The organism is Nicoliella spurrieriana (assembly GCF_023380205.1).
GTDB lineage: Bacteria > Bacillota > Bacilli > Lactobacillales > Lactobacillaceae > Nicoliella > Nicoliella spurrieriana.
The window spans coordinates 1,275,031-1,299,447 of record NZ_CP093361.1 but is presented as its reverse complement, the minus strand read 5'-3'; the positions used below and the strand labels follow the sequence as shown (position 1 = coordinate 1,299,447).

Sequence of the window (24,417 nt, the reverse complement as noted above, 5' to 3'; positions counted from 1 at the left end):
GGGGGATGGCGATGCCATTATTAGAACCAACAACACTAAAAATGTTATTTAACGGTGATCCAAAAATTAAGCGTGCAATGGGTGTGTTAAAGGATCGTTGGCAAGATATTGACGATGATAATCCATTTATGCCCAATCAAATCACACCGGAACTGATTGGAATTGCAAAACAACTATTAGCTACTGGAATGGTAAAAGCACGGGTCGATTTTAATGATTATCAGTCGGTTCAGGCGTTTATTTTACACAATAATAGCTACGTAACGGCTGAATCTAAGCAGTTATTACTCAGTCCGTTTGAATAATGATTTAAAAAAATAAGTGGTGTAAAGAAAAAACACTTTACATCTTATCGAAATCTTGGTATATTATTATTTGTTAAAAGAAATATAGGAGGTGTTTGAATGTCAGTTAAAATTCGTTTAAGAAGAATGGGTTCAAAGAAGCGTCCTTTCTACCGTGTCGTTGTCGCAGACTCAAGAAGTCCTCGTGATGGTCGCTTCATCCAAATCGTTGGTACTTATAACCCACTTACTAAGCCATCACAAGTAAAGCTTGAAGAAGACGATATCTTGAGTTGGTTAGGTAAGGGTGCACAACCTTCAGATACTGTTCGTAATTTATTATCTAATGCAGGAATCATGAAGAAGTACCACGAATCAAAATCTACTAAGAAATAAGTGATTAGTAATGACGACTAATTTTGACAAGTTAATTAAAACAATCGTTAAGCCACTGGTGGAATATCCAGATGACGTTACTATTCAGCATAATGAAACTGACCGGTTTTATGAATATCATTTACAGACCAACCCAAAGGATGTAGGACGGATTATCGGTAAAAAGGGCCATATCGCTCAGACAATCCGGACCATCGTTTACAGTGTTCGGGTAAATGGTAATAAGCGGGTTAGATTGATTATTGAAGACGGTCAAAAATAAAAGCTCTTAGATAAAACCACTGGTTTTATTTAAGGGTTTTTTTACTATTTAGAAAGTAGGTAATCATTATTTCATACTATAATATTGGCAAAATTGTAAATACCCAGGGAATTCGGGGCGAGGTCCGGGTGATCTCAACCACTGATTTTCCAGAGCACCGGTTCTTTATTGGTAACCAAGTCACTGCGTTTTTAAATAATGGGCAGCAGGTTGAATTAACCATTGATAAGGTGCGGACTCAAAAGAACTTTGTGATCTTACACTTTAAAGGCTTAGATTCCATTAACGACATTGAATTTTTGAAACCATCGACATTAAAGATTACGGATGCCCAATTATCCGAGGATGATTTAGCAGAAGGGGAGTACTACTACCACCAAATTCTGGGATTGGCGGTTTATGACTTAGCTGGGAACTATTTGGGACCCATTACAGATATTATGGATACCGCTGCTAATGACGTTTGGATTGTTACTCGCGAAAATGGTAAAGAGTTACTTTTACCAAAAATAAAAGACGTAATCAAAAAAGTTGACCTAGCAAACCAGCGGGTCACAATTGATTTGTTGGAGGGGTTAGAATAATGCGCATTGATGTCCTTAGTATCTTTCCAAACATGTTTAACGGTCCTATGGGTGAATCAATTGTTGGTAAGGCAATTGAAAAGGGGGTCTTAGACATGCACATTACCGACTTTAGGAAATATTCGACCAATAAGCACCATAATGTTGATGATTATCCATTTGGCGGTGGTGCCGGCATGTTATTACAGGCCCAACCGATTTTGGATGCGTTTGCTGCGACCCAAGCGGCAGCAAAACAAGCTGACTATTCAAGCGGGCGGGTAATTTTATTGGATCCGGCTGGAAAACAATTTAACCAACGGGCAGCTGAAGATTTAGCAACTGCAGATCATTTAACCTTTATTTGTGGACACTATGAGGGTTATGACGAACGAATTAAAACGGTGGTAACTGACGAATACTCAATGGGTGATTTTATTTTAACCGGCGGTGAGTTACCTGCCATGACGATTATCGATGCCACGGCCCGCTTGTTGCCTGGGGTGTTAGGGAATCAAGAATCAGCTCCTGGAGATTCATTTTCCACCGGGTTATTGGAATATCCTCAATACACCCGTCCGGCCGATTTTAGGGGGATGAAAGTCCCAGATGTATTAATTAGTGGGAACCACCAAAAAATTGCTGAATGGCAACAAAAAGAGGCGTTAAGGAAGACGTTATTGCGACGTCCTGAATTAATTGACTATCAAAAATTAACTGCTGAACAAAAGCGACTATTAGCACAGGTGAAAATGGAGGAAAATCCAGACCCGGATTATGACTAAGCACCTTTACATTCTGGGTTGACTATGATAATATTGTTTTTGTTGTATTTAATACCAATTAAAACGGTACTCCGCTGCCGGAAACATCGACATGAGTGCTAGTTGAAAGGAAGATATATTTATGCGCCAAAATAGTTTAATCGAAAAGATCAATGCTGATCAATTAAAATCTGATTTACCAGATTTTCGTGCAGGGGACACTGTTCGTGTTCACGTTAAGGTTGTTGAAGGAGACCGTGAAAGAATCCAATTATTCACTGGGGTTGTAATTAAGCGCCGTGGAGCCGGTATCCAAGCTACCTACACTGTTCGGAAGACTTCTAGTGGTGTGGGTGTGGAAAGAATTTTCCCACTTCACTCACCACGGGTTGCTAAGATTGAAGTGCTTAGATTCGGTCAAGTTCGTCGTGCTAAGCTTTACTACTTACGTGACCTTAGTGGTAAGTCTGCACGGATTCCAGCATCACGCCGTCGTCGTTAATTTTAAAACTAAAATTAAACCAAAACACCATCAACTCAATTGGGTTGATGGTGTTTTTTGGTTTAAAGGTTTAAATCTTGCTTGTAGTTCAGAGGTGACAAGTCAGTGGATTCTGCGACTAGTCGTGCGGTTAGTTGTTGGTACCTGTTAAGCGCCAGTTTAGCTGCATTGGTGCTAACTTCATTGGCTAGGGTGACTAGTTCTGAATGTGACATCCCATGACAACGACGATCAGCGTCTAAGATTAACTGGCGGTACCGAATTGAAAGTTCTTCTTGCGTCTGCTTTAGGAGCTCACCAAGTTGCGGATAGTGGGGGTCGACCAAGACGCCGACTAATTTAAAAATCCAGTAGGCTGATTTAGGGTCATATTGGGCTCCACCAACTTGGTACTCATCAGGAACAGTGTTAAAGCCGCTTAAAAATGGGACGTAGGTACTTTGAGCAGCAACGCCCATGGCAAGCCAGTGAATATTACCAATTGCTTGCGGTAAGTTAGGCCGCAGTTGTAAAATGTGAGATTCCTGGGTTTTAGCAAGACTGATTGGACGGTATTTCTTTTTATCAGCATTGGAGCCACTCCCGATGGGGTCAAATGGCGTTTCTTGAAAGTGCGAACTTAAAAATGCCTGTGCGTCGTCAATCGAAATTTTATGGGCCGGGGTCCTAAGCATTGGCATCTCCTGACTATCAGGTCGTTGTTCCACTTCTGGATTGAACATTTTTTGTCCATACCAAACCCGCGGGGTGTTATAGTAAGTGTCTGATTGACTATGGGTCCCAAAAATATTTCTAAAGTTAAAACTTCCATCAAGTGCTGGGTTTAAGTGGTTAACGTCAACGAACGATTGAAGACCCTTAGACCACATGTAATTGTCAGGATCATTGAAATCGATTTTTTGGACGGCCATTTGATTGGAGACGACTGCATAGCAATCATCAGGAATTTTAATTGCGACCCAGTGGTGGCCAGACCCCGTATCCATATACCAAGCTTCATGACGGTCTGCAAATAAGATTCCATTGCTTTCGCAGGTACCGAATTGCTCGATGATGGTGCCCAGTCGTTTTGCTGCTTGGCGAGCGGTTTTGACATATGGTAAGACCACCGTGACCATGGCCTCCTCACCGATGCCATCAGGAACCAATGGATCATACCCCAAAACGGTCGGATTAGCATAGGTACTTTCGGTTGCACTCATTGCGACCCCAAATTCATTGAACCCATCTTCTTCGAACAAGCCATACTTTGCGGTCCATTCGGGAGTCGCTTCATATTGATATCTGATTTGTGGTAATGGCATTTTAAAGCCGTTATCGTTAGATTGAAACCATTGTGAGGTCTGGAATTGCTTTTTGGGATGGACCCTTAAATGTTTGGGCCAGGCTGATTTAGCATCCTCATTTCGACCGATCATAATCGATCCGTCTAAGCTGGCCGATTTTCCAACTAAAATACTGGTACAGGCAGAATAATATGGAATTGAATTCATTTATGAACCATCCTCTCTTAACATTTACAATTATAACGATTAATCGATTGGAAAACTAGCCCTTTAAATCGTGATATAATAAGACCCAGTTAACAATTTATGAATGGGGTAATTCGATTGAACAATAAACAATATATTATGTCTATTGATGCTGGAACGACCAGCGTTAGGGCAATTATTTTTGATCACAATGGGCATATCTTACAAAAAGCACAGCGCGAATTTAAACAGTACTTTCCAAAGGCGGGGTGGGTGGAACACGATGCCAATGAAATTTGGAGTGCAGTGCAAACCGTGGTGTCAGAAGCGTTAATCTCAGCTGAAATCCCCCCTTACAAAATTCAAGGAATCGGGATTACTAACCAACGCGAAACGACCGTGATTTGGGATCGACACACTGGAAAACCAATTTATAACGCCATTGTCTGGCAATCAAAACAAACTAGCCAAATTGCCGATGATTTAAAACAGGCTGGCTACACAGATATGATTCACCAAAAAACGGGATTAGTGATTGATTCCTACTTTTCAGCGACTAAAATTAAGTGGATCTTAGACCACGTCGAGGGGGCACGGGCAAAGGCTAATGCTGGTGAGCTTTACTTTGGAACGATCGATACCTGGTTATTATTTAAATTAACCAGTGGGCATGTCCACGCAACTGATTATTCAAATGCCAGCAGAACGATGCTATTTAACATTCATGATTTAAAATGGGATCAAGAAATTTTAGATATATTAGACATCCCAGTATCGATGTTACCGAAGGTCAGGCCATCATCACATAATTTTGGCTATACCACTAACTTCACATTTTCAGGGGTGCAGGTTCCAATTACTGGGATCGCTGGGGACCAACAAGCCGCATTATTTGGCCAATTAGCACTCGAACCAGGGATGGTCAAGAATACATATGGGACCGGTGCGTTTATCGTAATGAATACCGGTTTAAAACCCACCATTTCTGATAAGGGATTGTTGACGACGATTGCATATGGCATCGATGGCAAGGTCAATTATGCCCTGGAAGGCAGTATTTTTGTGGCTGGTTCTGCAATTCAGTGGTTGCGAGATGGAATGCGGATTATTGGCCATGCATCGGAAACTGAGCAGATGGCTGTAAATGCACCCGATAGTGGCGTTTACGTAGTGCCCGCATTTACCGGATTGGGGGCACCGTATTGGAATCAAAATACCCGGGGGGCCGTATTTGGGTTAACGCGGGGAACTAGTCGTGAACAATTTGTTCGAGCAACGTTGGATTCCTTAGCCTATCAAACGAAGGATGTTGTTAATACGATGGTTAGCGATACTAAGCTCGCGTTGAAAACGTTACGCGTAGATGGTGGTGCCGCTAACAACGACTATTTAATGCAATTTCAAGCCGATATTTTAAATTTGCCCATCGAACGTTCAGCAATTTCTGAAACCACGGCGCTGGGGGTTGCCTACCTGGCCGGGTTAGCCGTTAACTATTGGCGCGATATTGATGACATTAAAGCAACCGTGGGTCAGTTCTTTAGATTCGATCCTAAAATGAACGCAACTACTAGAAAACGCTATTATGCTGGCTGGCAACGGGCAGTTAAAGCCGCCCAAATTTTTGGGGATGCTAATGCCTAATTAAACGTTTCCATTAGGTATTTAGCGACGCCATTTTGCTGATTATCAAATGGGGTAATTACATCTGCGATTGCTTTGACCGAATCAACAGCGTTCTTCATTGCGACCTTAGTGCCGGCGGCGCTTAATAATGGGAGGTCGTTGACTTGATCACCGATGGCAATGATATTTGATTTATCAATGTTGAACTGTTTAGCAAGGTACTTTACCCCGTATGCCTTATCTACTCCAGCGCGTTTAATTTCGAGCACTGAAAGTGGGCCTCCCCAATGGGCAATTTCAATGTAATTACCGTATTCATCATTAATATAGCTCTCTAGTTGGGCTAGCTTATCTTGATTATAGTCAATCGCTAATCCAATTGGATTGTGGATTAACGTCTGTGGGTTTAAAATTTGACCAGGTGCTAATTGGTCTGGGAAGAACCCACACGAAGTTTCGAATAACTTTTGACTAGCTGGGCCACTTGATAAAATGGATTTTTTATCCTCGGCGGCAATGATGTTAATTCCTAATTTTTCACGGTTAGCTAAAAGGTCCAAAATTACCTTTCGCTGAATTGGAAATTCATATTCACCGCTCCAGGCATGGTTTGGGATGAGTCCTAAACTACCGTTAAAATTAATCATCGGCGTTGTTAATTTTAACTGTTGGTAAGCAGGTAGTGCCAAGCGGGTGGAACGGCCAGTAACGATGCTTACGATGTGTCCGCGTGCAGTTAATTTTTGAACTGCTTGACTGGTCACTTCAGATACTTGTGAATCATTATTTAAGGTAGTGCCATCTAAATCGAGGGCAATTAATTTTTGTGTCATTATTTACATCCTAACTTCAGTTATTTAAAGATTTAATTCTTAAATCATAAAAGAGCCATGCTCCACCACCAAAGACCACTGGGCCTAAGAATGTCCAGAAGTCGGTCATGTAGCTATGGTCAAGAATTGGTTGGATAAAATTAAAAATAATTCCAAACGATAGAACGAACAGGACTAAAATGGTGGCGAACCAAGTGCTTCTTTTTTGATGATAAAATATGAAGGGGCGGTTTAAGTTTTCAATGCGTTTAAAGAATGGAAACGCAAGGACGATCAAAATGTATTGAAAAGCGGTTGAAACATTATTCATATCAGTTAAAATTTGGAAGAAGGCCTTTGCGCTATCACCACCAAATGAAATGAAGAATAAAATCGCAATTAAAACGGTACTTTGAATCCACATGGCATGGCTTGGCATATCATGTGGATTTAAATGGAGCGCCCACTTTGGCCAGATTCGTTTATTGGCGCCGAACATGAATGATTTTAACGGTGAGTAGATAAATACAAAGAAACTACCGACCCCACCCATTAGGGTTGAAAATCCGGTATACCTAGTCAAGCTATTGCTCAAGACCATGGTTGCTGATTGGCTCAATCCCATTCCATGCCCTAAGGTCATCCCCAAGTTAGCCATTAGAACATACATTACATTGCCTAAGGTCACGCTATTTTTGCCCATCACTAGTTTCCAATTCACAACGAATCCACAAAGAATAATTGAAATCGTATACAGAATAAAAATGATTATCGCTGAGATAACGACCCCACGGGGAAATGTTTTGCTAGGGGTTTTCAAATGGTTAATGACGCCACAAAGCGACTCAACTCCTGCATAGGCGAAAATAGCATAAATGACAAATGAGATGGTAGCAATCGGATCTTGAAAGCTAGGGTTAGGAGAGACTAGCAAACTCTTAAAGCCATCAATCGGTTGGGCTAAGTGACCATGGTTTAAAAAAATGATTACGATCGATAAGATACAAAAGATAAATGCAATTAGGGTCCCGAGAAAACCACCAATAGAGGCAATCCAGGTAATTTTACCCAATCCCTTAGTGGCGATCATGGTAGCTAACAAAATAAATGAAATTGATAGTAATCCCAGTGTTTGCGTGCTATTGAAACCCAAAAGGTGCCAACGCTGAGTTGTATCATGTCCGAACAGGGTGGCTGATAGCGAAACCCATAGATTAGGGACACTAAACAGGATGGTAATCTCAAGCGCAGATAACCACGCGAATCCCCCAATGAATGCCCATCGTTCGCCGAGTCCAGATTTAATCCATGAATAGATGCCACCAGATTCATCTTTTAATGCGGCTCCATATTCAGCGAACATAAATGAAGATGGGAGAAAAAACGCTAATGCGCCTACAACGTACCAGATAATACTGGCATACCCCATCTGATCAAATGCAGTTGGGATGTTAATGAACCCAAATGTGGTTGATAAAATCATTAGAACTAAACTAGTTAAGGAAATCCTTTTTGAATTAGCCATAGATTAACTCCCTACCCCTCTAGGTTACAAAGCGATTAGCGGTTTACATCAATAGTTAATCTCATTTTAGCTCATAAACAAGCCCGCTAATTTGGTAGTTTTCAAACCCAAATTCCATTCAAACATTCAACTAAAATTCATTAAAGCGGTCCGTTTAGGGTGGACTTCATGAATAATGGCCCAGGATTAGCTAGGTCCACAGAAGTTACTCCTAATGCGACGCTATCAATTGACGATTATAATCGTCTCAATTAATTATTTATTAGAGTAATCACAACGGATTAAAATGTCAATACTAATTATCATTTCAATCCTTGTCTCACTTCTAATATTTGAACTATAATGAGCTTAATTTCATCATCATTTTAAATCGAATCAAATTTAAGGAGAATCTTATTTTGCAACTGCCTGAACAATTTAAATTAAAGTATCAACAATTACTGGGGGCTCAAGCAACGGCTTTTTTCAATAGCTTTGACCAGCCAGTTAACCATGCATTTCGGATTAATCCACTTAAACAGGCGTTACCAACCGAAGTGGATTTGAGTCATCCGGTGCCCCATTGTCAGTGGGGGTATTACGGTAAGGTCAACGGGAAATCCGTGGACCATCAAAGTGGGGCGGTTTACAGTCAAGAACCTAGTGCCATGTACGTCGGTGAGGTGGCAGCACCCAAAACGGGGATGAAAGTCCTTGATCTATGTGCCGCTCCTGGCGGTAAATCCACGCACTTAGCTAGTTTCTTAGCAAATACCGGGCTGCTAGTTTCAAATGAAATTAACCATAAGCGGGCCAAAGTATTGGTTGAGAATTTAGAACGATTCGGGGCTCAAAATACCATGATCTTAAATGAAACCCCGCAGAATTTAAGAAAACACTTTCCAGGTTATTTCGATCAAATATTAGTCGATGCCCCGTGTTCGGGAGAGGGAATGTTTCATAAGGATCCCGATGCAATGCAGTACTGGAATCTTGACTATCCAAGTGAATGTGCGGTCCGTCAACGAGAAATTCTGCGGGATGCTGTGCAAATGTTAACACCTGGTGGTGAGTTAGTTTATTCGACCTGTACGTTCGCACCAGAAGAAGACGAGCAAATTATTGCCTGGTTATTGGACGAATATCCGCTTGAAATGGTGCCCATTAAAAAATATGATGGAATGGTAGCTGCTAAACCAGAGTGGGCCAATGGGAATCCGGCAATTGCCAATGCAGTTAGACTCTTTCCACACCTTTTTAAGGGTGAAGGACATTTCATTGCTAAATTGCGCCTAACGCAAGCAATTAAATCACCAAAGAAAGTTAAGGTGGAGCGAAGGAACTTAAGTCGTGACCAACAACAGCTATGGGATGATTTTATTAGCACTAATATTGATCAGTTCACACCGACAGAATTAATTTGCTTTGGTGATCAATTATATACGCTTAATCCTAAAACGCCTCAATTAAAGGGGCTAAAGGTAATGCGGCCGGGATTGTTATTGGGAACGTTTAAAAAGAAACGGTTTGAACCCAGTTATGCCCTCGCATTGGCTATTCAACCGCAAGCAATGAAAAAAACGGTCCAAATTGATCATCATCAATGGGCGGCATATGTACATGGCGATACGTTTCAGGTAGTAACCCAGTCCCCATTAACTAAGGGTTGGTATCAATTGATTTGTAATCAGCAGGCCATTGGCTTTGGTAAAAATGTAAATGGCACCATTAAGAACTTTTTTCCGAAGGGACTAAGGTTTAGTGTTAAATAGGTAATTCATTATTATAAATAAAATGCCTCTGCGGTAAGCAGGGCTTTTTATTTAGCGATTCAAATTATAAAAAAGGGAAATTGCGAAATTACGAAATTGCAAAAAAGGGAAATTACGAAATTTCGCAATTTCGTAATTTCGTAATTAATAAAAACACATTCAATTTAAAATTGAATGTGTTTTTATTAATATTTAATTTGGCGTTGGTGGACGTAATTAACCAACTCATTATCTAACAATAGGTGCTGCGATTGCAGCTGCGAAACATTTTGACAGCCAAGCATGGTCATAATTGTAATCAGACCATTTTGCCATTCTTTGATCATTTCAACGGTCGCGGCAAACCCGTTTTGAATCAGTTGGTCTAAAATGGCGCCAGCAATGCCTACCGCATTAGCACCCAGACCAATTGCCTTTGCGATATCTAGTGGATTGCGAACCCCACCAGATGCGATAATATCTACTTGGCCACGAAAAGCTTGGGCTTCTAGCAACGATTCCACAGTGGTTTGGCCCCAATTCGTAAGGTATGAAAATTCCTTGTGCTTGCGGCGAAAGTTTTCAATGGTGGCAAAATTAGTACCGCCCCGGCCACTAATGTTGATGGCACTCGCACCCACTATGTTGATTAGGGTGCTAATGGTTTGTTGATCCATCCCAAATCCGACTTCCTTTACGATAACTGGTTTGGGAGCGTTCATAACGATATTTTTGAGTTCGTTCATCCAGTGAAAATCACGGTCACCTTCTGGCATGATCATTTCCTGAGCGACGTTAATGTGAACTTCCAATGCATCAGCATCCAGCAATGTAATCACTTTTTGGGCATCCGCTAATGAGTGTCCCGCGCCAATGTTTGCAAAGACATTCCCGTTGGGAAGGTTTTTGCGAATCGTTTGAAAGCTTTCATGGGTCTTAGGATCCTTTAAAGCAACGCTTGCCGATCCGCTTGCCATTGTAAGATCAGTTAGTGCAGCGATTTGAGCTAATTGTTGGTTCAATTTACCAGTTTCATCGCTCCCTCCCGTCATTGCCTCAATGTAAAACGGCCACTTCATTTTAATTTGACCATTAAAAAGGGTGGTTTTTGGATCCACCTGGTGGCTGTTGATTTCGGGTAGGCTGTGATGGATTAAGCGGACCCGGTCAAAATCAGCATTAGCTGAATCTGTAAAAAATTTTTCTGCTAATGATACGTGTTCATTTTTGCGATGTGAGTGACGGCTGATCATGGGATTCCTCCTGGTGACGATAGCTAATTTGTAAATCTAGTTTATGAATATGGGCCTGCTGCCATTGAGTAATAATTTGGTTTGAATCGGATTTCTGATCAATAATTGCAATTCCACAGTCACCGCCTCCGGCACCTGAAGACTTAGCAGCACCACCATAATAATCCACGATTTGACATAATTGAGTTAACTGGGGAGTTTCAATTTGGACCCCCGTATTACGCCCTAGTTCGTTCAATAATTTACGGTTGACATTAATTTGGCCCTTAATGGTTTCGAGATTTTGCTCTTCAAAGGCTCGAATCAATCGATTGACACACTGGTGGCTAGCATTTAGAAAATGTTGGTAAAAATTAGAGGGGGCGTTTTTTTTAGCAGCGACGCATTCAACTAGGCTAGCGGTTGAAGCCGGCGTGCCCGTCCACCCGATTAATATTTTTAGGTCTGCTGGTGGGGTGAGCGGTTGAATCATTAAACCAGGCCAATCCAATTCAATTACTGCTGCGATTGATTGGGTCTTTAATTGATTCAATAACCACTGCCGATCGAACGATTGATATGCGATCCAGCCCTGATACACACTAGCCGCAACGTCTCCTAACGATCCGTTGCCTTGCACGCTTAGGTGGGCGATTGCTGATAATTTAAATAACGTTAATCGATCAACTGGCTTTCCAGCCACTTGACAAATTGCGTCCACGACTGCAACGGTAACCGCTGCTGATGAACCTAGTCCGTATTTATGCCCACTTTGACTATCTAATTGACTGGTAATTTCTAAATGATAATTTTGTACAGGCACTTTATGATCAGCTAAGTACTGTTCAGTGGTTTTAATTGCAGCGGCCACGTAGCTAAACCGTTTATTTTGGTGGTTGAATACGACTTGGTGATTGTGATTAGCCCATTGAAGATTGTAATCTGGACTTTGGTCTGACCATGCTGAATTAGTTTTTGCATCCAGAGTAGCTTTAACTTGGATGAACTGATTAACTGCGATGATAATTGCTGGATTACCGGGCTCCACTACTGCATATTCACCAGCGATATAGAGTTTGCCGGGTGCTTTAACGGTTATCAAAAAATCATTTCCCTTCTATTTTCTGGGGTCGTTAATTATTTTAACACCAGGCCCCGGTTTACATACAACGATGTTTTCGTCAGCAAATAATTGCTGAAGGTGGGTTATAATTATGGATTCATTTAGTTGCTGACAAATGATTTTAACGTTTGGCCCTGCATCCATTGTGAAATAACAGTCAATTCCATTCATTCGAAGGGATCGGACTAGCTCAATTACGGCTAGGCTGTCCGCATTTAAATAGGTAAAACTAGGGTCAGCACTTAACGTTAATGCGTGCATGCGCATTGCATTGGTTTCTGCAATGTGGCCAATCGTTTTAAAATCATTAGTATTAATTGCTCGCTTCATTTCTATTAGGTCTAGATGCGCTTGATTGCGCCAAGCTGGATAGTAGGGGGAGGTTTCAACTGATGATTGCATCGCGTCGCGGCTACTGATTTTTTTCGGCTTGCGACTTAAGATGACCGTAATCATTTCAATATCGAGTTCAACGGGATCAGCAACCACTTCAGCATACGAAGTTAGATCCGAATTACCACCATGCCATTCTACAAATCCGCCGAAAATCGAACGGGTCGCAGAACCGGAACCGCGACGTGCGATTCGCGAAAGCTGCTTTCCGTTTAAGACTAAGTTAGCAGCTTTACAAGCAGCGGTGGCTAGTGCAGCGAATGCGGATGCTGAAGAAGCCAGCCCAGCTGAATTGGGGACATGGTTATATGATTTAACGATTGCTGCCTGATGAAAGCCGGCTAAACTACGGACGGCATCTAAGCAGTCCTTCACCTTTTGCTCCATTGGCACCTGGTTACCATCAATCCATAGTTGGTCGATCGAAAGGGTGGCATCAAATTTGACCCCCGTATCCGTATAGAAGTGGTCAAGGGTGAGCGAAAGGCTGCTGTTTTGGGGGATAATCAATTGTGAGTCTAGTTTTCCCCAGTATTTAACTAGTGCAATGTTAGTATGAGCACGGGCCCAAACCAGATGATTGTTCATGATTGTCTCCTTAAAGGGTTTCGATCCAAGTATTAACGGCTCCAGCATTTTCAAGGGCGTTTGCAATTTTTAACGCTGAGGCATGGTTATCGGCAAGGGCAATGATACAGCCCCCTAGTCCACTACCAGTAAGCTTGCTTCCTAGTGATCCGCTGCGGTTGGCGACTTGAATTAAATGTTCGGTCCGGGGGATATTGATCCCCAGATAATCTAATTGCTGTTGAGCATGGTTCAATAGCGTCCCAAGGTGGTTAAGGTCATTTTTTTCTAGTGTCGCCTTCGTTTCCGTGGTTAGTTGCCCTAAATTGCCAATGGCAGCCCTGGCATTTTGATCTTGGTTGACCATTTGGCGGACTGAATTGACCGCTACGTCGGTCTGTCCCCGAATGCCACTATCAGCAATGATTAAATAGCCGTCTAAATTCATCTTAATGGGCCCAGGGGCTTGTTTGTGGATGAACCAGACCGGGGCTTCTGAACTGACGGTGGCGGTATCAATGCCACTAGGGTTACCATGGGTAATCGTTTCTTCAATGGTGCTTAGTTCAAACATTTCCTGTTTAGTTAACGGGGCCTCAAAGTAGTTATAAAGACTTTTGATCAAAGCGATGGAAACCGCTGCTGATGAGCCCATTCCCCGTTCTGAAGGGATTTCACTAGTAAAATTGATTTGAATATTAACTGGACCGGTTGCTAATTTTTTACAAACGGCCTCAATTAAACGCTTGATGCCCAATAGGTTGACCGGGGCTTCCTTTAAGCTGCCCTTATAAAATTCGCTGTTAATGCGAATGCCATTCGTAATGGTGCTGATCGTGACGGTCATTGGAATGCTATCAATTGGGAATGCGATGGCGGGATGACCATAGACCACACTGTGTTCTCCAATCAGGATAATTTTAGCATGACTTTTTCCAATCGCTTCTTTTTTCAATTTAATCGCTCGCTTTCTAAAATCATTTTTATGATAGCATAATTTAATTCTTAAAAACACGAAAAACAAGTAGGTTGGTTAATAATTAATTGGTTCTTTAAACTTAGAATAAATCTTTTAAATGTAGTATCATATGATTAGGTTAAAATTTGAACGAATAAGATTGGTGAATTTGATGAATGCTAATACCGTGTTTGCGGTCGTTGACTTAGAAACGACTGGTAATAATACCCATGACGACAACCGAATTATTCAATTTAGTTGTACGCTCGTGCAGAACAATAAAATTATTCGCGTATATTCTACGGACGTTAATTCAGAAACTAAGGTGCCAGCTAGGATTACTAAACTAACCGGAATTACGAATGCAGAGCTTAAGTCTGCACCGACGTTTGCAGAAGTTGCCGATAAAATCTATAAGATGCTTTCTGGAACGGTCTTTGTTGCTCATAATGTTAATTTTGACTTTCCCTTTTTGAATCAGGAGTTAAAACGAGTTGGGCACTTGCAGCTGCCAATTAAGGCAATCGATACCGTGACGTTAAGCCAGATTTTATTACCAATGGTCCCTAGTTATCGCTTACGGGATCTGACTAGCTATTTTAACATCGTCCATGACCATCCCCATGCCGCTAGTAGTGATGCGATTGCTACTGCACATTTGTTTTTAGTGTTAGTTAAACGCTTGAAAACATTGCCATTGCAGACTTTGAAATCAATTATGGGATTGAATTTACAATTACCTAAAAATACTGCTCAGTTAATTCAATCGATCTATCAATCCCAGGTCCACGTTAAACAGGGCCTGCCAGACCACCTAATGAGTAACCATGGGTTGGTATTAAGACGATTTAATCGGAATCATCGACAGTTGAACAAACAGAAGTACTCATTTCCGTTTAATGACCATCAAAAAATGGATGAATTTGATCATCAAATTAAGTTTATTCCAGAGCAAGTGAAACTAATGAATTTAATTTATGAAAACTATCGAAATTCGCAGCCAGATAATTTATTTGTGGCAACGAATAAGGGGATGGGCAAAAAATTTGGCTATGGATTACCCCTGGCCTATTTAAGTCATAACCGGAATCAAAAAATTATTGTAAGCCTTGGTAGTCAGGATAGCGAGATTGATTTTGTAAATAAAACGGTCCCAGTTATTAAGCAGTTGGCGCCGTTTCCAGTTAGTTTTTCGATTTTAAAGTCGGCCAATAACTACATCGATTTAAATCGTTTCTTTGTTTCATTGCGCGTGGTCGATCAATCCACTCAATTTCAGTTCATGAAAGCACAGGTATTAGTGTGGTTAACGATGACCACGACTGGGGATTTGAGCGAGTTAAGTTCAGTGCAAGCTTCACCATTTGTAAATGAAATTAACCACCGTGGTATTAAATCGATTCGGCCCAGTCAACCCTTTTATCGTGTTGATTTTTTACGCCGCGCAAGAAACTATAATAAGTATTCGAACCTGTTGATTACGACTCACGATTACCTATTGATGCATGCTAAGCAGATTAGCCAACAAAATCAAAAGCCATTTCTAGTAATTGATAATGCCCTAGAATTACCGAACAGTATTTTAAGGGCCAATAAGATTACGATTAGTTTAAACCACATCAACGTTCTGATCAGGAAGTTACAAGGAACCATTAAAAATACGCATACCCTAAGCGTGATTGATATTGTTGGGCATCAAAAGCAATTTAAAAAATCATTACGCCATATTATGGGGACTCTGGATAAAATTACGAACAGCCTCGCAGCGATTCAAAAGCGGGTCTCAACACGCTTTTTAGGTCGCGAATTTATTAATGGAAGCGATAACCATCTCCATGGCATCATTGATGGCGGGAAACTTAAGGATGAGTGTAATTTTGAACGACCGCGTTTTGCAGAGATCCAAAAAAACTGGAAGGCCTGTTTTGAAAATGCGAACCGAATCATTGCGGGTCCCAAGCAGGGTTATTCGCTTGCTGAACAATCAGTGATCGATCATTTTCAATCACTGACACTGGAAATGACGCGTGAAATTAAAATGAATCATGAATTTTTGAAACGGATTCAACAAGATAGTTCCAAACTATTGATTTCCGTTACTGCTAATCAAGTGCATGATTATAATAACGCGTTTTTGACCGAAGAGGGATTGAGTCCCGAACACGACTTACAAGAGGCACTCTATAAATATTTTCCGCCCGTTTTATTTGTTGATAATTTACGAATTGATTCTAGGGTCACTGCGTTCACGTTCGATCGACTAGGCTTATCGGCTCAGAATAAACGATTGATTCAAATTAATAGTAACCTTCCACTATATCCGCTGACCATTGTTGATAATTCACCGATTTTAAGCGATAATTACGGGCATGAAGCAGTTAATTACTACGTTAATTTGCTTCTAAAGTTATTATCTGACGGTCCGAAGAAAACATTTATTCTATTTAATTCTAAGCAGTTATTACGCAGGGTCTACTTTGCATTAACTGAAAAACATGTTGGTGAACATTACAATTTAATGGCTGAGGACATTAGTGGTAATCGAGCGAAGTTAATTAAAAACATTTTAAATGATGGCCAATTGATGGTGTTAGGCTCGATTGAGACGCTGAAGATTAGCCACTTAGTGGTTCGTCAGTTTGCAGCGGTTCTAATTGCTGATTTACCAATGATTCAAGATGATTCACAGCGCAATCATTTTATTTTAGAACAAATCCAGCAGACTAATCACGATTCATTTAATCAATTTGAACTCCCCAATGCCATTTTAAAACTGAATCAAGAACTAGCATTGACTGATCGGAACCAATTCGTGGCGATCTTAGATTCACGGATCATTAAAAAACCATTCGGTCGGGTCATTTTGAATAGTCTAACTAATCAATTTACCTCCGCTTCAATTCATAATGAGCGGTTATTATTTGCAATTGCTAATTTCTTTAAAAATTTTGTTAAAAAATAAATCAATTCGATTTTGGATTTGATATAATGTTATTGTAATGTAAATGAATAAAGGAAGTTCGCTATGCAAAGAGAATTGTTACGACACCAACACCGTCGCAAGGCTAGACGGATCATCATTAGCGTGGTCGCATTATTATTGATTGCCCTTTGTATTCTTATCTTTAGGGCGCAACGCCCCATAAGTCGCGCCAGGGAGCAATCAATTACGATTGCCCGCCGGGTGGCAGGAATTAAAAACGTCGATCATTTTTATACGGCTACTTTGAATCAGACCTACTACACAGTGCAAGGAACTAACGATCGCAATGCAAGTCTGTATGTTATTATTAATAAGGATAACGGGAAGACGACAGCATTGAATGTAAGCCGTGGCATTTCTCAGGCAAATGCCATTCAACGGGTTAAATCAGCCGGCCAGGTTAAAAAAGTTCTAAATGCGGGGCCATCGCTATTTAATAATAAACCGGTTTGGATCGTTAGTTATTTGAACCAATCAAAGGAGCTATGTTATTACACTTTGGACTATTACAATGGAAAGGTAGTTCAAACGATTATAAATGTATAGCAAATTAATTTTTAATGATGGGGGAGTTTTTAATGCAACAGATTAACATTATCGACGCAAACAAACACGTTGATGAAAAGGTTAAAATTGGGGTTTGGTTAACCAATAAACGTTCTAGTGGTAAAATTGCCTTTTTACAATTAAGGGATGGGACCGCTTTCTTTCAAGGGGTCGTCTTAAAAAAGAATGTTTCAGAAGCATTGTTTGAAGAAGCTAAGAAGTTAAGACAAGAAACTAGTATGTATGTAATTGGAATTATTCATAAGGATGAACGGTCTAAATTCGGTTATGAAATGGAAATTGAAGACATTCAAGTGCTATCCGAAACTGAAGATTATCCAATTACACCCAAGGAACACGGAATTGAATTTTTACTTGATCACCGGCACCTTTGGTTACGTTCTAAACGGCCATTTGCGGTTCTAAGAATCAGGGATCAAGTAATTCGCGCAACCTATGAGTTCTTTGGAAAGGAAGGCTTCGTTAAGTTCGATGCCCCGATTTTAACGGGGAGTGCTCCTGAGGGAACGACTGAATTGTTCCATATTGACTACTTCGATACGAATGCATATCTTTCACAAAGTGGCCAGTTATATGAAGAAGCTGGGGCTGAGGCATTTGGGAAGGTGTATTCATTCGGACCGACCTTCCGTGCTGAAAAATCAAAGACCCGCCGGCATCTAACTGAATTTTGGATGATTGAACCAGAAATGGCCTTTATGCACCAAGAGGAAAGTTTGGATATTCAAGAGCGCTACATTGCTTATCTAGTGCAAAGTGTAATTGATAATTGCCAATATGAACTATCAATTTTGGACCGCGATGTAGAAACGCTAAAGCGTTACACGCATGTTCCATACCCACGAATTAGTTATGATGAAGCAATTGAATTACTTCAAAAAGCTGATTTCGACACTAAGTGGGGCGATGACTTTGGTTCACCAGAAGAAACATACTTAGCTGATCACTTCGATCGTCCAGTTTTCGTATTGAACTATCCAAAGGCACTTAAGCCATTCTACATGAAGCCCCATCCCACTCGTGAAGATGTTGTGATTTGTGCCGACTTATTAGCGCCTGAAGGCTATGGTGAAATTATTGGTGGTTCTGAAAGAGCGACTGATTATAATTACCTATTGAATCAAATTAAGGCCGCCGGCTTAGATCCTAAGGAATATTCATGGTACCTTGACTTAAGAAAGTACGGGAGTGTTCCGCACTCTGGATTTGGACTAGGTTTAGAACGAATTCTAACTTGGTTAACATTAGAGGATCACGTTCGAGAAACGATTCCATTCCCAAGACTATTGAATCGTTTACACCCATAACAATGAAAAGTAGCCACTGGCTACTTTTTTATTTTCAATTAAATTAAAGGAGGAATGTTGATGGATCAATTTGTGAACCGGCTAATTCAAGGTGGCCAAACTACCATTCCAAACTACTTAATCGATAACTATGCTAAAATTGGTATGAATGCAAATGAATTGGTGATTTATTTGCAATTTAAGCGGTTTTTCGACCGTGGAGTGATGGCACCTGACATTGAACAAATTAGTAGTGCGACTAATATTAATGACAATGAAATTTATCAAATTTTGCATAACCTAATTCAAAAGAAGCTCATGACGATTGAAACTAAGCAGGATTGGGATGGTAAGGATTTTGATCAATATAATTTTGACTTGATGTATGAAAAACTGTCTGAATTAAGTGCCAGTGACCCAGATTATCAACCGGTGAGTGGAATGAATGGTACTAACGATGCTAATCACCGTCAAACGGAGAGTATGAGCGTTAATGGTCGTCAACACGTCTTTGTTAGTATTGAGCGCGAATTTGGCCGTGAATTATCGCCAATTGAGTTGGAGACCATTAGTGGCTGGTTAGATCAAAGTCATTATTCACCAGAACTAATTGAATTAGCACTTCGAGAAGCAGTTTTGAACCAGGTTTATAATTTAAAGTATATTGACCGGATTTTGATCAATTGGGAGAAAAAGAACATTCGAACTGCTGATGGTGTCGAACGAGAATTAAATCGTTATCAGGGGCACAGCCGTCGTCAAGCACCAATTAATGATGATGACGGACCAGAAATCCCAATCTTTAAAATTAAGTAATCCATAAGTAAAGGGACACCCAAGTCGATTGATTTGGATGTCCCTTTTACTTAGTTAATTATTATTGTTATTTTTTTGATCATTATTATCATTACTACTACTGCTGCTAGAACTACTGCTACTATCAGAAGAACTACTGGAGCTATTGCTATCAGAAGAACTACTGTCATCATTTGGCTTGCTTTCGATATCGCTACTTGCTCGTCCTGATGAATTATTAGTATTATTTGAACTATCTCTATTACTGGAGTCACTAGTGCTGCTGGACCTAGAAGTAATGATTGATGAGGAAGAACTAGCGCTACTGGATGATGAATCATTATTCATATCACCGGTATTATATCCCGCTACGTAATATTCCATTTTTCCATTCCGCTCAATTTCACCAACGTCGTTAGGTTTAGTCCAGTCAACGTTAGGTAGGTTTTGCGAAGCATAAGCCATCTCATACTTATAAATCTGCTGAGCAATGGTGGATTGTTGTTCAGAGACATAGTGGTTCGGCTCTAATGGCTTATCATATCCGGTCCAAATCGACATGGAATAGTTCTTAGTATATCCCGTGAACCATGAATCCATTGACGAATAGCTAGGAACTGATCCTAGGTAGTTATCAGGATATTGCGTCGTTCCAGTTTTTCCAGCTTCATAAAGGCCATCGACCTTAGCAGCGGTCCCTGAACCGTTTGCGTCAGTCATAACGCCCTTAAGCATGTCAGTAATCATAAATGCGGTCGCAGATGACATTGCCTTAGTTCCTTGTTGAGAGTATTTGTGAACATCACCATTTGCCTCAACGATTTTATTGATGTAGTAAGGCTTATAGTAAGTTCCACCATTAGCAAATGCTGCATATGCGGCTGCTTCTTGTTCCGATGAAATGTAAGCACCAATTCCGTTTTGTAGTTGGAATGGGCTCTTTTGGGTAATTCCCAGCCCCTTTAAGAATTGCGTAGCCCGACTAATGCCGACTTCTTGGAGGGTCCGAATGGCGGGGATATTTCTAGATTCGACTAATGCGCGCCGCATGGAAATATCACCTTCATACCGGTCATCAAAGTCCATTAACTTGGTAGTGGTTCCAGGATAGGTAAATGGGGTATCTTGGACGGTTTGATAGGTCGGGAAGTGGAGATATTCAATTGCTGGACCATAGTCCATTAATGGCTTCATTGTTGAACCACTAGACCGATCCGTTTGCACTGCTCGATTTAAACCGAATGAAACCTTAGTTTTCCGGTTCCCCAACATGGCAACCACTTTTCCGTTGTTTGAGTTCATCATTGTTGCACCGACTTGGAATTGGTTATTAGGAAATGCAATTGATGGATTTTTATTAGCGAGGTTATAAAGGTATTTTTGGTTTTTTAAGTTCAGGTTCGTGTAAATTCTCAAGCCAGAATTAGTATTATAGCCCTTGGCCTTTAATTCTTGCAGGGTCTGCTTTAAATAGGCATCGATATACTTTTCGTTAACTGATGTGACATCCGTGTTACGGTGGGTCTTGGCGAGGCCCTTTTTGATACTGACCCGTTGGGCCTTTTCGGCAGTCGCTTGTGAGATTTCTTTGTTTCGGACCATCGCATCTAGGACTTGGTTTCTTCGTTCCTTAGCGTATTTAGGGTAAGTATATGGATTATAATTGTTGGGTGATTGTGGCATCCCCGCTAACAATGCGAACTCAGGAAGCGTTAACTTCTTAAGTGATTTTCCATAGTAGTACTCAGCTGCTGTCTTCATCCCATAAACGTTATTTCCCATATAGACTTTATTGATATAGAATTCTAGAATTTGGTCCTTTGAGTATTGACGATTGACCTTGATTGCTAAATATGCTTCCTGAGCCTTTCGCTTTAGGGTCCGATCTGAAGCGGCAGTAGAAAATACGGAGAGTTTAACTAGTTGTTGGGTTAATGTACTCCCACCTTGTAAACCGAGGGAAGAATCGGTTAGGTTACCAAAGGCGGCTCCAATAATTCTTAGCGGATCGACTCCACCTTCCTTGTAAAAACGACGGTCTTCAATCGACACGACAGCTTCCTTTAGGGTGGTTGGGATGTCCTTTGATTTAACGTATTCACGATTCTGAGCCCCTAATCTAGAAATAACCTTGCCACTAGAATCGTATATCTTAGTCGAATTATCACTAGAGAGTGCATTGTAAGTGACCTGTGGGGCACTAGCTGCATAGTAAAAGAATAATCCAGTCCCTAATGCAATAATGACCACGAAAAAAGCGGCGATACTTAATAGTACTTTACGAATAATGTGTTTATTACCCTTGTGATACGTAGATCGATTACGATTTACTCGGGATTCTTGATTGTTGTCTGACATTAAAAAACTCCTTAATTAATCCATTATCTGATCAACAGCATCTAAATATGGAATTAACGGCTGTAATCGATATTTAATATTGTAACCAAGCTCTTGAATTGTCAACTTGGGAATTGACTTTCTGCCGCCATTATGTTGAGCATCCCAAAATTGAAATAAATCAGTCGCTTTAAATAAAAAAATTTCATTCGTTCTTACGAATTTAATAAGTGCAAAACAGATGCCACCAAGTTTAACGCACTTACGCAGATGCTCAATTTGATGTTCATGAAAATTACTTAGCGGAAAGGCGGTTTGGCTTTTAGTTTCCTTTGCATCAAAATCAATATAACGCCCCTTATAAATCCCGTTATAATCGGTAGTAGAAGCACGATTAAAGTATGCCTCCTTAATTACCGCAGCTGAACGTTTGTGGTAGTCGACCTTGACGATTTGAATTGGGGTGGGTTTTTTATGAATAACTGCAATTTCCCTTTCAAGGTAGTATCGATTACTTTGATTGAGGTCTGCTTCTAACGTCATCCCCCGATCAGCATAATTGTCAATTTGAGGCTTATGGTTTGGGGATGGATAAAATGGATTAGCATTGGTGCCCCCAGGATAGTTAATTGACATATGACCACCTTTCAATCTTTTATTTAACCAAGCTTTGGCGTGTTAAAATAGAGATAATAACTCACTAGGTATTATTATACCAATTACAGAAGTGTTTTTAAATTCTTTTTGAAAGGAGTGGGCTTTTGAAGCGACTTTGGTTGACTGGATATCGTAGTTATGAACTAGGGGTTTTTAATGATCAAGACCCTAAATTAACGGTATTAAAGCTTGTCTTAAATGACATTATTGTTGAAGCAATTGAATCTGGTTATGACTGGATCATTACTGGTGGTCAAATGGGCATTGAGCAGTGGAGCGTTGAAGCGGCAAGTAAATTAAAGCAACAATATCCCGGTGAATTTCAAGTTGCCGTAATGACCCCGTTTGCTGAGTTTGGTAATCAATGGAATGAAAATAATCAGCAAAAGTTAAGCCGAGTAAGGGCCCTTGCTGATTTTACAGCAAATGTAAGTGCACAGCCGTATCGTTCACCTCAACAATTAAGAAATTATCAAGAATTTATGTTGAAGCATACAGATGGGGCAGTTATGATTTATGATGTAGAAAAACAAGGTAAAGCCCAGTATGATTATCGAGCCATTCATAACTACATGCAAAACCATGAATACGATTTAAAAATGGTGGACTTTGATGATTTACAAGATGCGGCTAATGAATATCAGGAAAACCAAAATAATAGTTTTCAATAGGATTTTTTTTTGGTATAATGTTATTCGTGCTTGATAAATTCGTGAGGTGTAACAAACGATGGAAGAAATTCATTTTACTCCTAAGCAGATTTTGAATAAGGAATTTAGACAAAAGATGCGCGGGTATGATCCTAATGATGTTGATAGTTTCTTGGATGACGTAATCAAGGATTATGATACGTTTGATCGTGAAAATCAACAGTTACGGGATGAAAATGACCGGTTGAAAAGTCAAGTTGATGAGCTTAATCGTCAGCTTGCAATGGGTCAAGATAACACATCAAATAATCGACCAGCTAGTAACGAAAGTTCACAAGGCTTTGATCCAAGTACTGCGCCAATCATGAATAATGCGACGACAATCGATATTCTAAAGCGGCTATCGAACTTGGAACGACGTGTTTTTGGAACTCAAATGGGGAATGGAAATTCTGACTCCCATCGTTTCTAATTTAAGTTTATAACCTGGTGTAAATCCTGAGTAATCGCGGCTGGTTCGTATCAGCTGAGGAAAGTCCACTCTCGCACAGGCTGCGATGTCTGTAGTGTTCGTGCTCGGCGAAAAAATAAGCCGAGGCATTACCATTTGGTAATGATGGCGGAGAAACGAGCTAATGCTTAGGCGATGCTTTAATACTCTGTAAAGTGCCACAGTGACGAAACAATTAAAGAAATTTAATTGGTGGAACGCGGTAAACCCCTCGAGCGGGAAACCCAAACTACGGTAGGGGAGCTTCATGTACGGAAATTGAACCAAGCATGGGGGAGAAATTTTATTTCTCAGATAGATGATTACTACTCAATTAATTTGTCCTGAAATTTTAATTGAGCACAAAACATGGCTTACAGGGATTTACACCATCAGGAAGGGGTGAGAGTTTAACTCTCACCCCTTTTTTATTCATTTTTTCA

23 protein-coding genes and 1 other RNA gene are annotated in these 24,417 nt (G+C 40.5%); 15 read left to right on the top strand and 9 right to left on the bottom strand.

Annotated elements, in window-relative coordinates; translation table 11 throughout:
- The first annotated feature begins 11 nt into the window (after positions 1 to 11).
- The 6 genes from MOO44_RS07020 (at position 12) to rplS (ending at position 2,771) form a co-directional block, all read left to right on the top strand.
- On the top strand, positions 12 to 305 hold the full coding sequence (locus tag MOO44_RS07020) for a hypothetical protein (RefSeq protein ID WP_260116429.1): 294 nt from the start codon (positions 12 to 14) through the stop codon (positions 303 to 305).
- 99 nt (positions 306 to 404) lie between these two features.
- A complete protein-coding gene (gene rpsP / locus MOO44_RS07015; RefSeq protein WP_219054475.1) occupies positions 405 to 680 on the top strand; it encodes a 30S ribosomal protein S16 in 276 nt (91 codons plus the stop codon).
- Between the two features lie 10 nt (positions 681 to 690).
- A complete protein-coding gene (locus tag MOO44_RS07010; protein ID WP_260116428.1) occupies positions 691 to 942 on the top strand; it encodes a KH domain-containing protein in 252 nt (83 codons plus the stop codon).
- 68 nt (positions 943 to 1,010) lie between these two features.
- Positions 1,011 to 1,526, top strand: a complete 516-nt coding sequence (gene rimM / locus MOO44_RS07005; protein WP_260117323.1) for a ribosome maturation factor RimM — start codon at positions 1,011 to 1,013, stop codon at positions 1,524 to 1,526.
- The gene (trmD, locus tag MOO44_RS07000) at positions 1,526 to 2,290 is read left to right on the top strand and encodes a tRNA (guanosine(37)-N1)-methyltransferase TrmD (RefSeq protein WP_260116427.1); all 765 of its coding nucleotides are present in this window, start codon (positions 1,526 to 1,528) and stop codon (positions 2,288 to 2,290) included. The genes rimM and trmD overlap by 1 nt, the downstream gene beginning before the upstream one ends.
- Positions 2,291 to 2,411: 121 nt before the next feature.
- Positions 2,412 to 2,771 carry a 50S ribosomal protein L19 gene (gene rplS / locus MOO44_RS06995; RefSeq protein WP_260116426.1) on the top strand — a complete coding sequence of 120 codons (360 nt, stop codon included), beginning with the start codon at positions 2,412 to 2,414 and terminating at the stop codon, positions 2,769 to 2,771.
- Positions 2,772 to 2,833: 62 nt separating this feature from the next.
- Here the strand turns inward: rplS and MOO44_RS06990 are convergent, their stop codons facing one another.
- Positions 2,834 to 4,264: a C69 family dipeptidase gene (locus MOO44_RS06990; protein ID WP_260116425.1), complete on the bottom strand. Its 1,431-nt coding sequence runs from the start codon at positions 4,262 to 4,264 to the stop codon at positions 2,834 to 2,836.
- Between the two features lie 117 nt (positions 4,265 to 4,381).
- Here MOO44_RS06990 and glpK point away from each other — a divergent pair, with 117 nt between their 5' ends.
- Positions 4,382 to 5,887, top strand: a complete 1,506-nt coding sequence (glpK, locus tag MOO44_RS06985; protein WP_260116424.1) for a glycerol kinase GlpK — start codon at positions 4,382 to 4,384, stop codon at positions 5,885 to 5,887.
- Here the strand turns inward: glpK and MOO44_RS06980 are convergent.
- Both MOO44_RS06980 and yjeM read right to left on the bottom strand, forming a co-directional pair.
- Entirely contained in the window at positions 5,884 to 6,702 is an 819-nt protein-coding gene (locus MOO44_RS06980) for a Cof-type HAD-IIB family hydrolase (protein ID WP_260116423.1), read from the bottom strand. The genes glpK and MOO44_RS06980 overlap by 4 nt on opposite strands.
- A 16-nt stretch (positions 6,703 to 6,718) precedes the next feature.
- Positions 6,719 to 8,206 carry a glutamate/gamma-aminobutyrate family transporter YjeM gene (gene yjeM / locus MOO44_RS06975; protein WP_260116422.1) on the bottom strand — a complete coding sequence of 496 codons (1,488 nt, stop codon included), beginning with the start codon at positions 8,204 to 8,206 and terminating at the stop codon, positions 6,719 to 6,721.
- A 398-nt stretch (positions 8,207 to 8,604) separates the two neighbouring features.
- Here yjeM and MOO44_RS06970 point away from each other — a divergent pair, with 398 nt between their 5' ends.
- On the top strand, positions 8,605 to 9,957 hold the full coding sequence (locus MOO44_RS06970) for an RsmB/NOP family class I SAM-dependent RNA methyltransferase (RefSeq protein ID WP_260116421.1): 1,353 nt from the start codon (positions 8,605 to 8,607) through the stop codon (positions 9,955 to 9,957).
- A 185-nt stretch (positions 9,958 to 10,142) separates the two neighbouring features.
- On the opposite strand, the gene fni is transcribed toward MOO44_RS06970, so the two are convergent.
- The 4 genes from fni to mvk are packed head-to-tail and all read right to left on the bottom strand — an operon-like array spanning position 10,143 to position 14,206.
- Positions 10,143 to 11,189: a type 2 isopentenyl-diphosphate Delta-isomerase gene (gene fni, locus MOO44_RS06965; protein ID WP_260116420.1), complete on the bottom strand. Its 1,047-nt coding sequence runs from the start codon at positions 11,187 to 11,189 to the stop codon at positions 10,143 to 10,145.
- Positions 11,158 to 12,270, bottom strand: a complete 1,113-nt coding sequence (locus MOO44_RS06960) for a phosphomevalonate kinase (RefSeq protein ID WP_260116419.1) — start codon at positions 12,268 to 12,270, stop codon at positions 11,158 to 11,160. The genes fni and MOO44_RS06960 overlap by 32 nt, the downstream gene beginning before the upstream one ends.
- A gap of 15 nt (positions 12,271 to 12,285) precedes the next feature.
- Entirely contained in the window at positions 12,286 to 13,272 is a 987-nt protein-coding gene (gene mvaD, locus MOO44_RS06955) for a diphosphomevalonate decarboxylase (protein WP_260116418.1), read from the bottom strand.
- Between the two features lie 10 nt (positions 13,273 to 13,282).
- Positions 13,283 to 14,206, bottom strand: a complete 924-nt coding sequence (gene mvk / locus MOO44_RS06950; RefSeq protein ID WP_260116417.1) for a mevalonate kinase — start codon at positions 14,204 to 14,206, stop codon at positions 13,283 to 13,285.
- Positions 14,207 to 14,381: 175 nt separating this feature from the next.
- On the opposite strand from mvk, the gene MOO44_RS06945 reads away from it, so the two are divergent.
- From MOO44_RS06945 to MOO44_RS06930, 4 genes are all read left to right on the top strand, one after another.
- Complete coding sequence (locus MOO44_RS06945; RefSeq protein ID WP_260117322.1) at positions 14,382 to 17,171, top strand: exonuclease domain-containing protein; 2,790 nt, start codon at positions 14,382 to 14,384, stop codon at positions 17,169 to 17,171.
- A gap of 63 nt (positions 17,172 to 17,234) precedes the next feature.
- Positions 17,235 to 17,738, top strand: a complete 504-nt coding sequence (locus MOO44_RS06940; protein WP_260116416.1) for a cell wall elongation regulator TseB-like domain-containing protein — start codon at positions 17,235 to 17,237, stop codon at positions 17,736 to 17,738.
- A gap of 32 nt (positions 17,739 to 17,770) precedes the next feature.
- A complete protein-coding gene (gene asnS / locus MOO44_RS06935; RefSeq protein ID WP_260116415.1) occupies positions 17,771 to 19,066 on the top strand; it encodes an asparagine--tRNA ligase in 1,296 nt (431 codons plus the stop codon).
- A gap of 60 nt (positions 19,067 to 19,126) precedes the next feature.
- Positions 19,127 to 19,861 carry a DnaD domain-containing protein gene (locus tag MOO44_RS06930; RefSeq protein WP_260116414.1) on the top strand — a complete coding sequence of 245 codons (735 nt, stop codon included), beginning with the start codon at positions 19,127 to 19,129 and terminating at the stop codon, positions 19,859 to 19,861.
- Positions 19,862 to 19,915: 54 nt separating this feature from the next.
- On the opposite strand, the gene MOO44_RS06925 is transcribed toward MOO44_RS06930, so the two are convergent.
- Both MOO44_RS06925 and recU read right to left on the bottom strand, forming a co-directional pair.
- Positions 19,916 to 22,198, bottom strand: a complete 2,283-nt coding sequence (locus tag MOO44_RS06925) for a penicillin-binding protein (protein WP_260116413.1) — start codon at positions 22,196 to 22,198, stop codon at positions 19,916 to 19,918.
- A gap of 15 nt (positions 22,199 to 22,213) precedes the next feature.
- Positions 22,214 to 22,813: a Holliday junction resolvase RecU gene (gene recU, locus MOO44_RS06920; protein WP_260116412.1), complete on the bottom strand. Its 600-nt coding sequence runs from the start codon at positions 22,811 to 22,813 to the stop codon at positions 22,214 to 22,216.
- A gap of 125 nt (positions 22,814 to 22,938) precedes the next feature.
- On the opposite strand from recU, the gene MOO44_RS06915 reads away from it, so the two are divergent.
- The 3 genes from MOO44_RS06915 (at position 22,939) to rnpB (ending at position 24,356) form a co-directional block, all read left to right on the top strand.
- Positions 22,939 to 23,505 carry an SLOG family protein gene (locus MOO44_RS06915; RefSeq protein ID WP_260116411.1) on the top strand — a complete coding sequence of 189 codons (567 nt, stop codon included), beginning with the start codon at positions 22,939 to 22,941 and terminating at the stop codon, positions 23,503 to 23,505.
- A 58-nt stretch (positions 23,506 to 23,563) separates the two neighbouring features.
- Entirely contained in the window at positions 23,564 to 23,956 is a 393-nt protein-coding gene (gpsB, locus tag MOO44_RS06910) for a cell division regulator GpsB (protein WP_260116410.1), read from the top strand.
- Between the two features lie 22 nt (positions 23,957 to 23,978).
- Positions 23,979 to 24,356, top strand: an RNA gene (gene rnpB / locus MOO44_RS06905) — RNase P RNA component class B.
- Positions 24,357 to 24,417: the final 61 nt, after the last annotated feature.

What these genes read in the sequence shown, in the direction of transcription:
- MOO44_RS07020 (WP_260116429.1), top strand. Translation starts at nt 12, where the DNA reads ATGCCATTATTAGAACCAACAACACTAAAAATGTTATTTAACGGTGAT.
- rpsP (WP_219054475.1), top strand. Translation starts at nt 405, where the DNA reads ATGTCAGTTAAAATTCGTTTAAGAAGAATGGGTTCAAAGAAGCGTCCT.
- MOO44_RS07010 (WP_260116428.1), top strand. Translation starts at nt 691, where the DNA reads ATGACGACTAATTTTGACAAGTTAATTAAAACAATCGTTAAGCCACTG.
- trmD (WP_260116427.1), top strand. Translation starts at nt 1,526, where the DNA reads ATGCGCATTGATGTCCTTAGTATCTTTCCAAACATGTTTAACGGTCCT.
- rplS (WP_260116426.1), top strand. Translation starts at nt 2,412, where the DNA reads ATGCGCCAAAATAGTTTAATCGAAAAGATCAATGCTGATCAATTAAAA.
- MOO44_RS06990 (WP_260116425.1), bottom strand. Translation starts at nt 4,264, where the DNA reads ATGAATTCAATTCCATATTATTCTGCCTGTACCAGTATTTTAGTTGGA.
- MOO44_RS06980 (WP_260116423.1), bottom strand. Translation starts at nt 6,702, where the DNA reads ATGACACAAAAATTAATTGCCCTCGATTTAGATGGCACTACCTTAAAT.
- yjeM (WP_260116422.1), bottom strand. Translation starts at nt 8,206, where the DNA reads ATGGCTAATTCAAAAAGGATTTCCTTAACTAGTTTAGTTCTAATGATT.
- fni (WP_260116420.1), bottom strand. Translation starts at nt 11,189, where the DNA reads ATGATCAGCCGTCACTCACATCGCAAAAATGAACACGTATCATTAGCA.
- mvaD (WP_260116418.1), bottom strand. Translation starts at nt 13,272, where the DNA reads ATGAACAATCATCTGGTTTGGGCCCGTGCTCATACTAACATTGCACTA.
- MOO44_RS06945 (WP_260117322.1), top strand. Translation starts at nt 14,382, where the DNA reads ATGAATGCTAATACCGTGTTTGCGGTCGTTGACTTAGAAACGACTGGT.
- MOO44_RS06940 (WP_260116416.1), top strand. Translation starts at nt 17,235, where the DNA reads ATGCAAAGAGAATTGTTACGACACCAACACCGTCGCAAGGCTAGACGG.
- asnS (WP_260116415.1), top strand. Translation starts at nt 17,771, where the DNA reads ATGCAACAGATTAACATTATCGACGCAAACAAACACGTTGATGAAAAG.
- MOO44_RS06930 (WP_260116414.1), top strand. Translation starts at nt 19,127, where the DNA reads ATGGATCAATTTGTGAACCGGCTAATTCAAGGTGGCCAAACTACCATT.
- MOO44_RS06925 (WP_260116413.1), bottom strand. Translation starts at nt 22,198, where the DNA reads ATGTCAGACAACAATCAAGAATCCCGAGTAAATCGTAATCGATCTACG.
- recU (WP_260116412.1), bottom strand. Translation starts at nt 22,813, where the DNA reads ATGTCAATTAACTATCCTGGGGGCACCAATGCTAATCCATTTTATCCA.
- gpsB (WP_260116410.1), top strand. Translation starts at nt 23,564, where the DNA reads ATGGAAGAAATTCATTTTACTCCTAAGCAGATTTTGAATAAGGAATTT.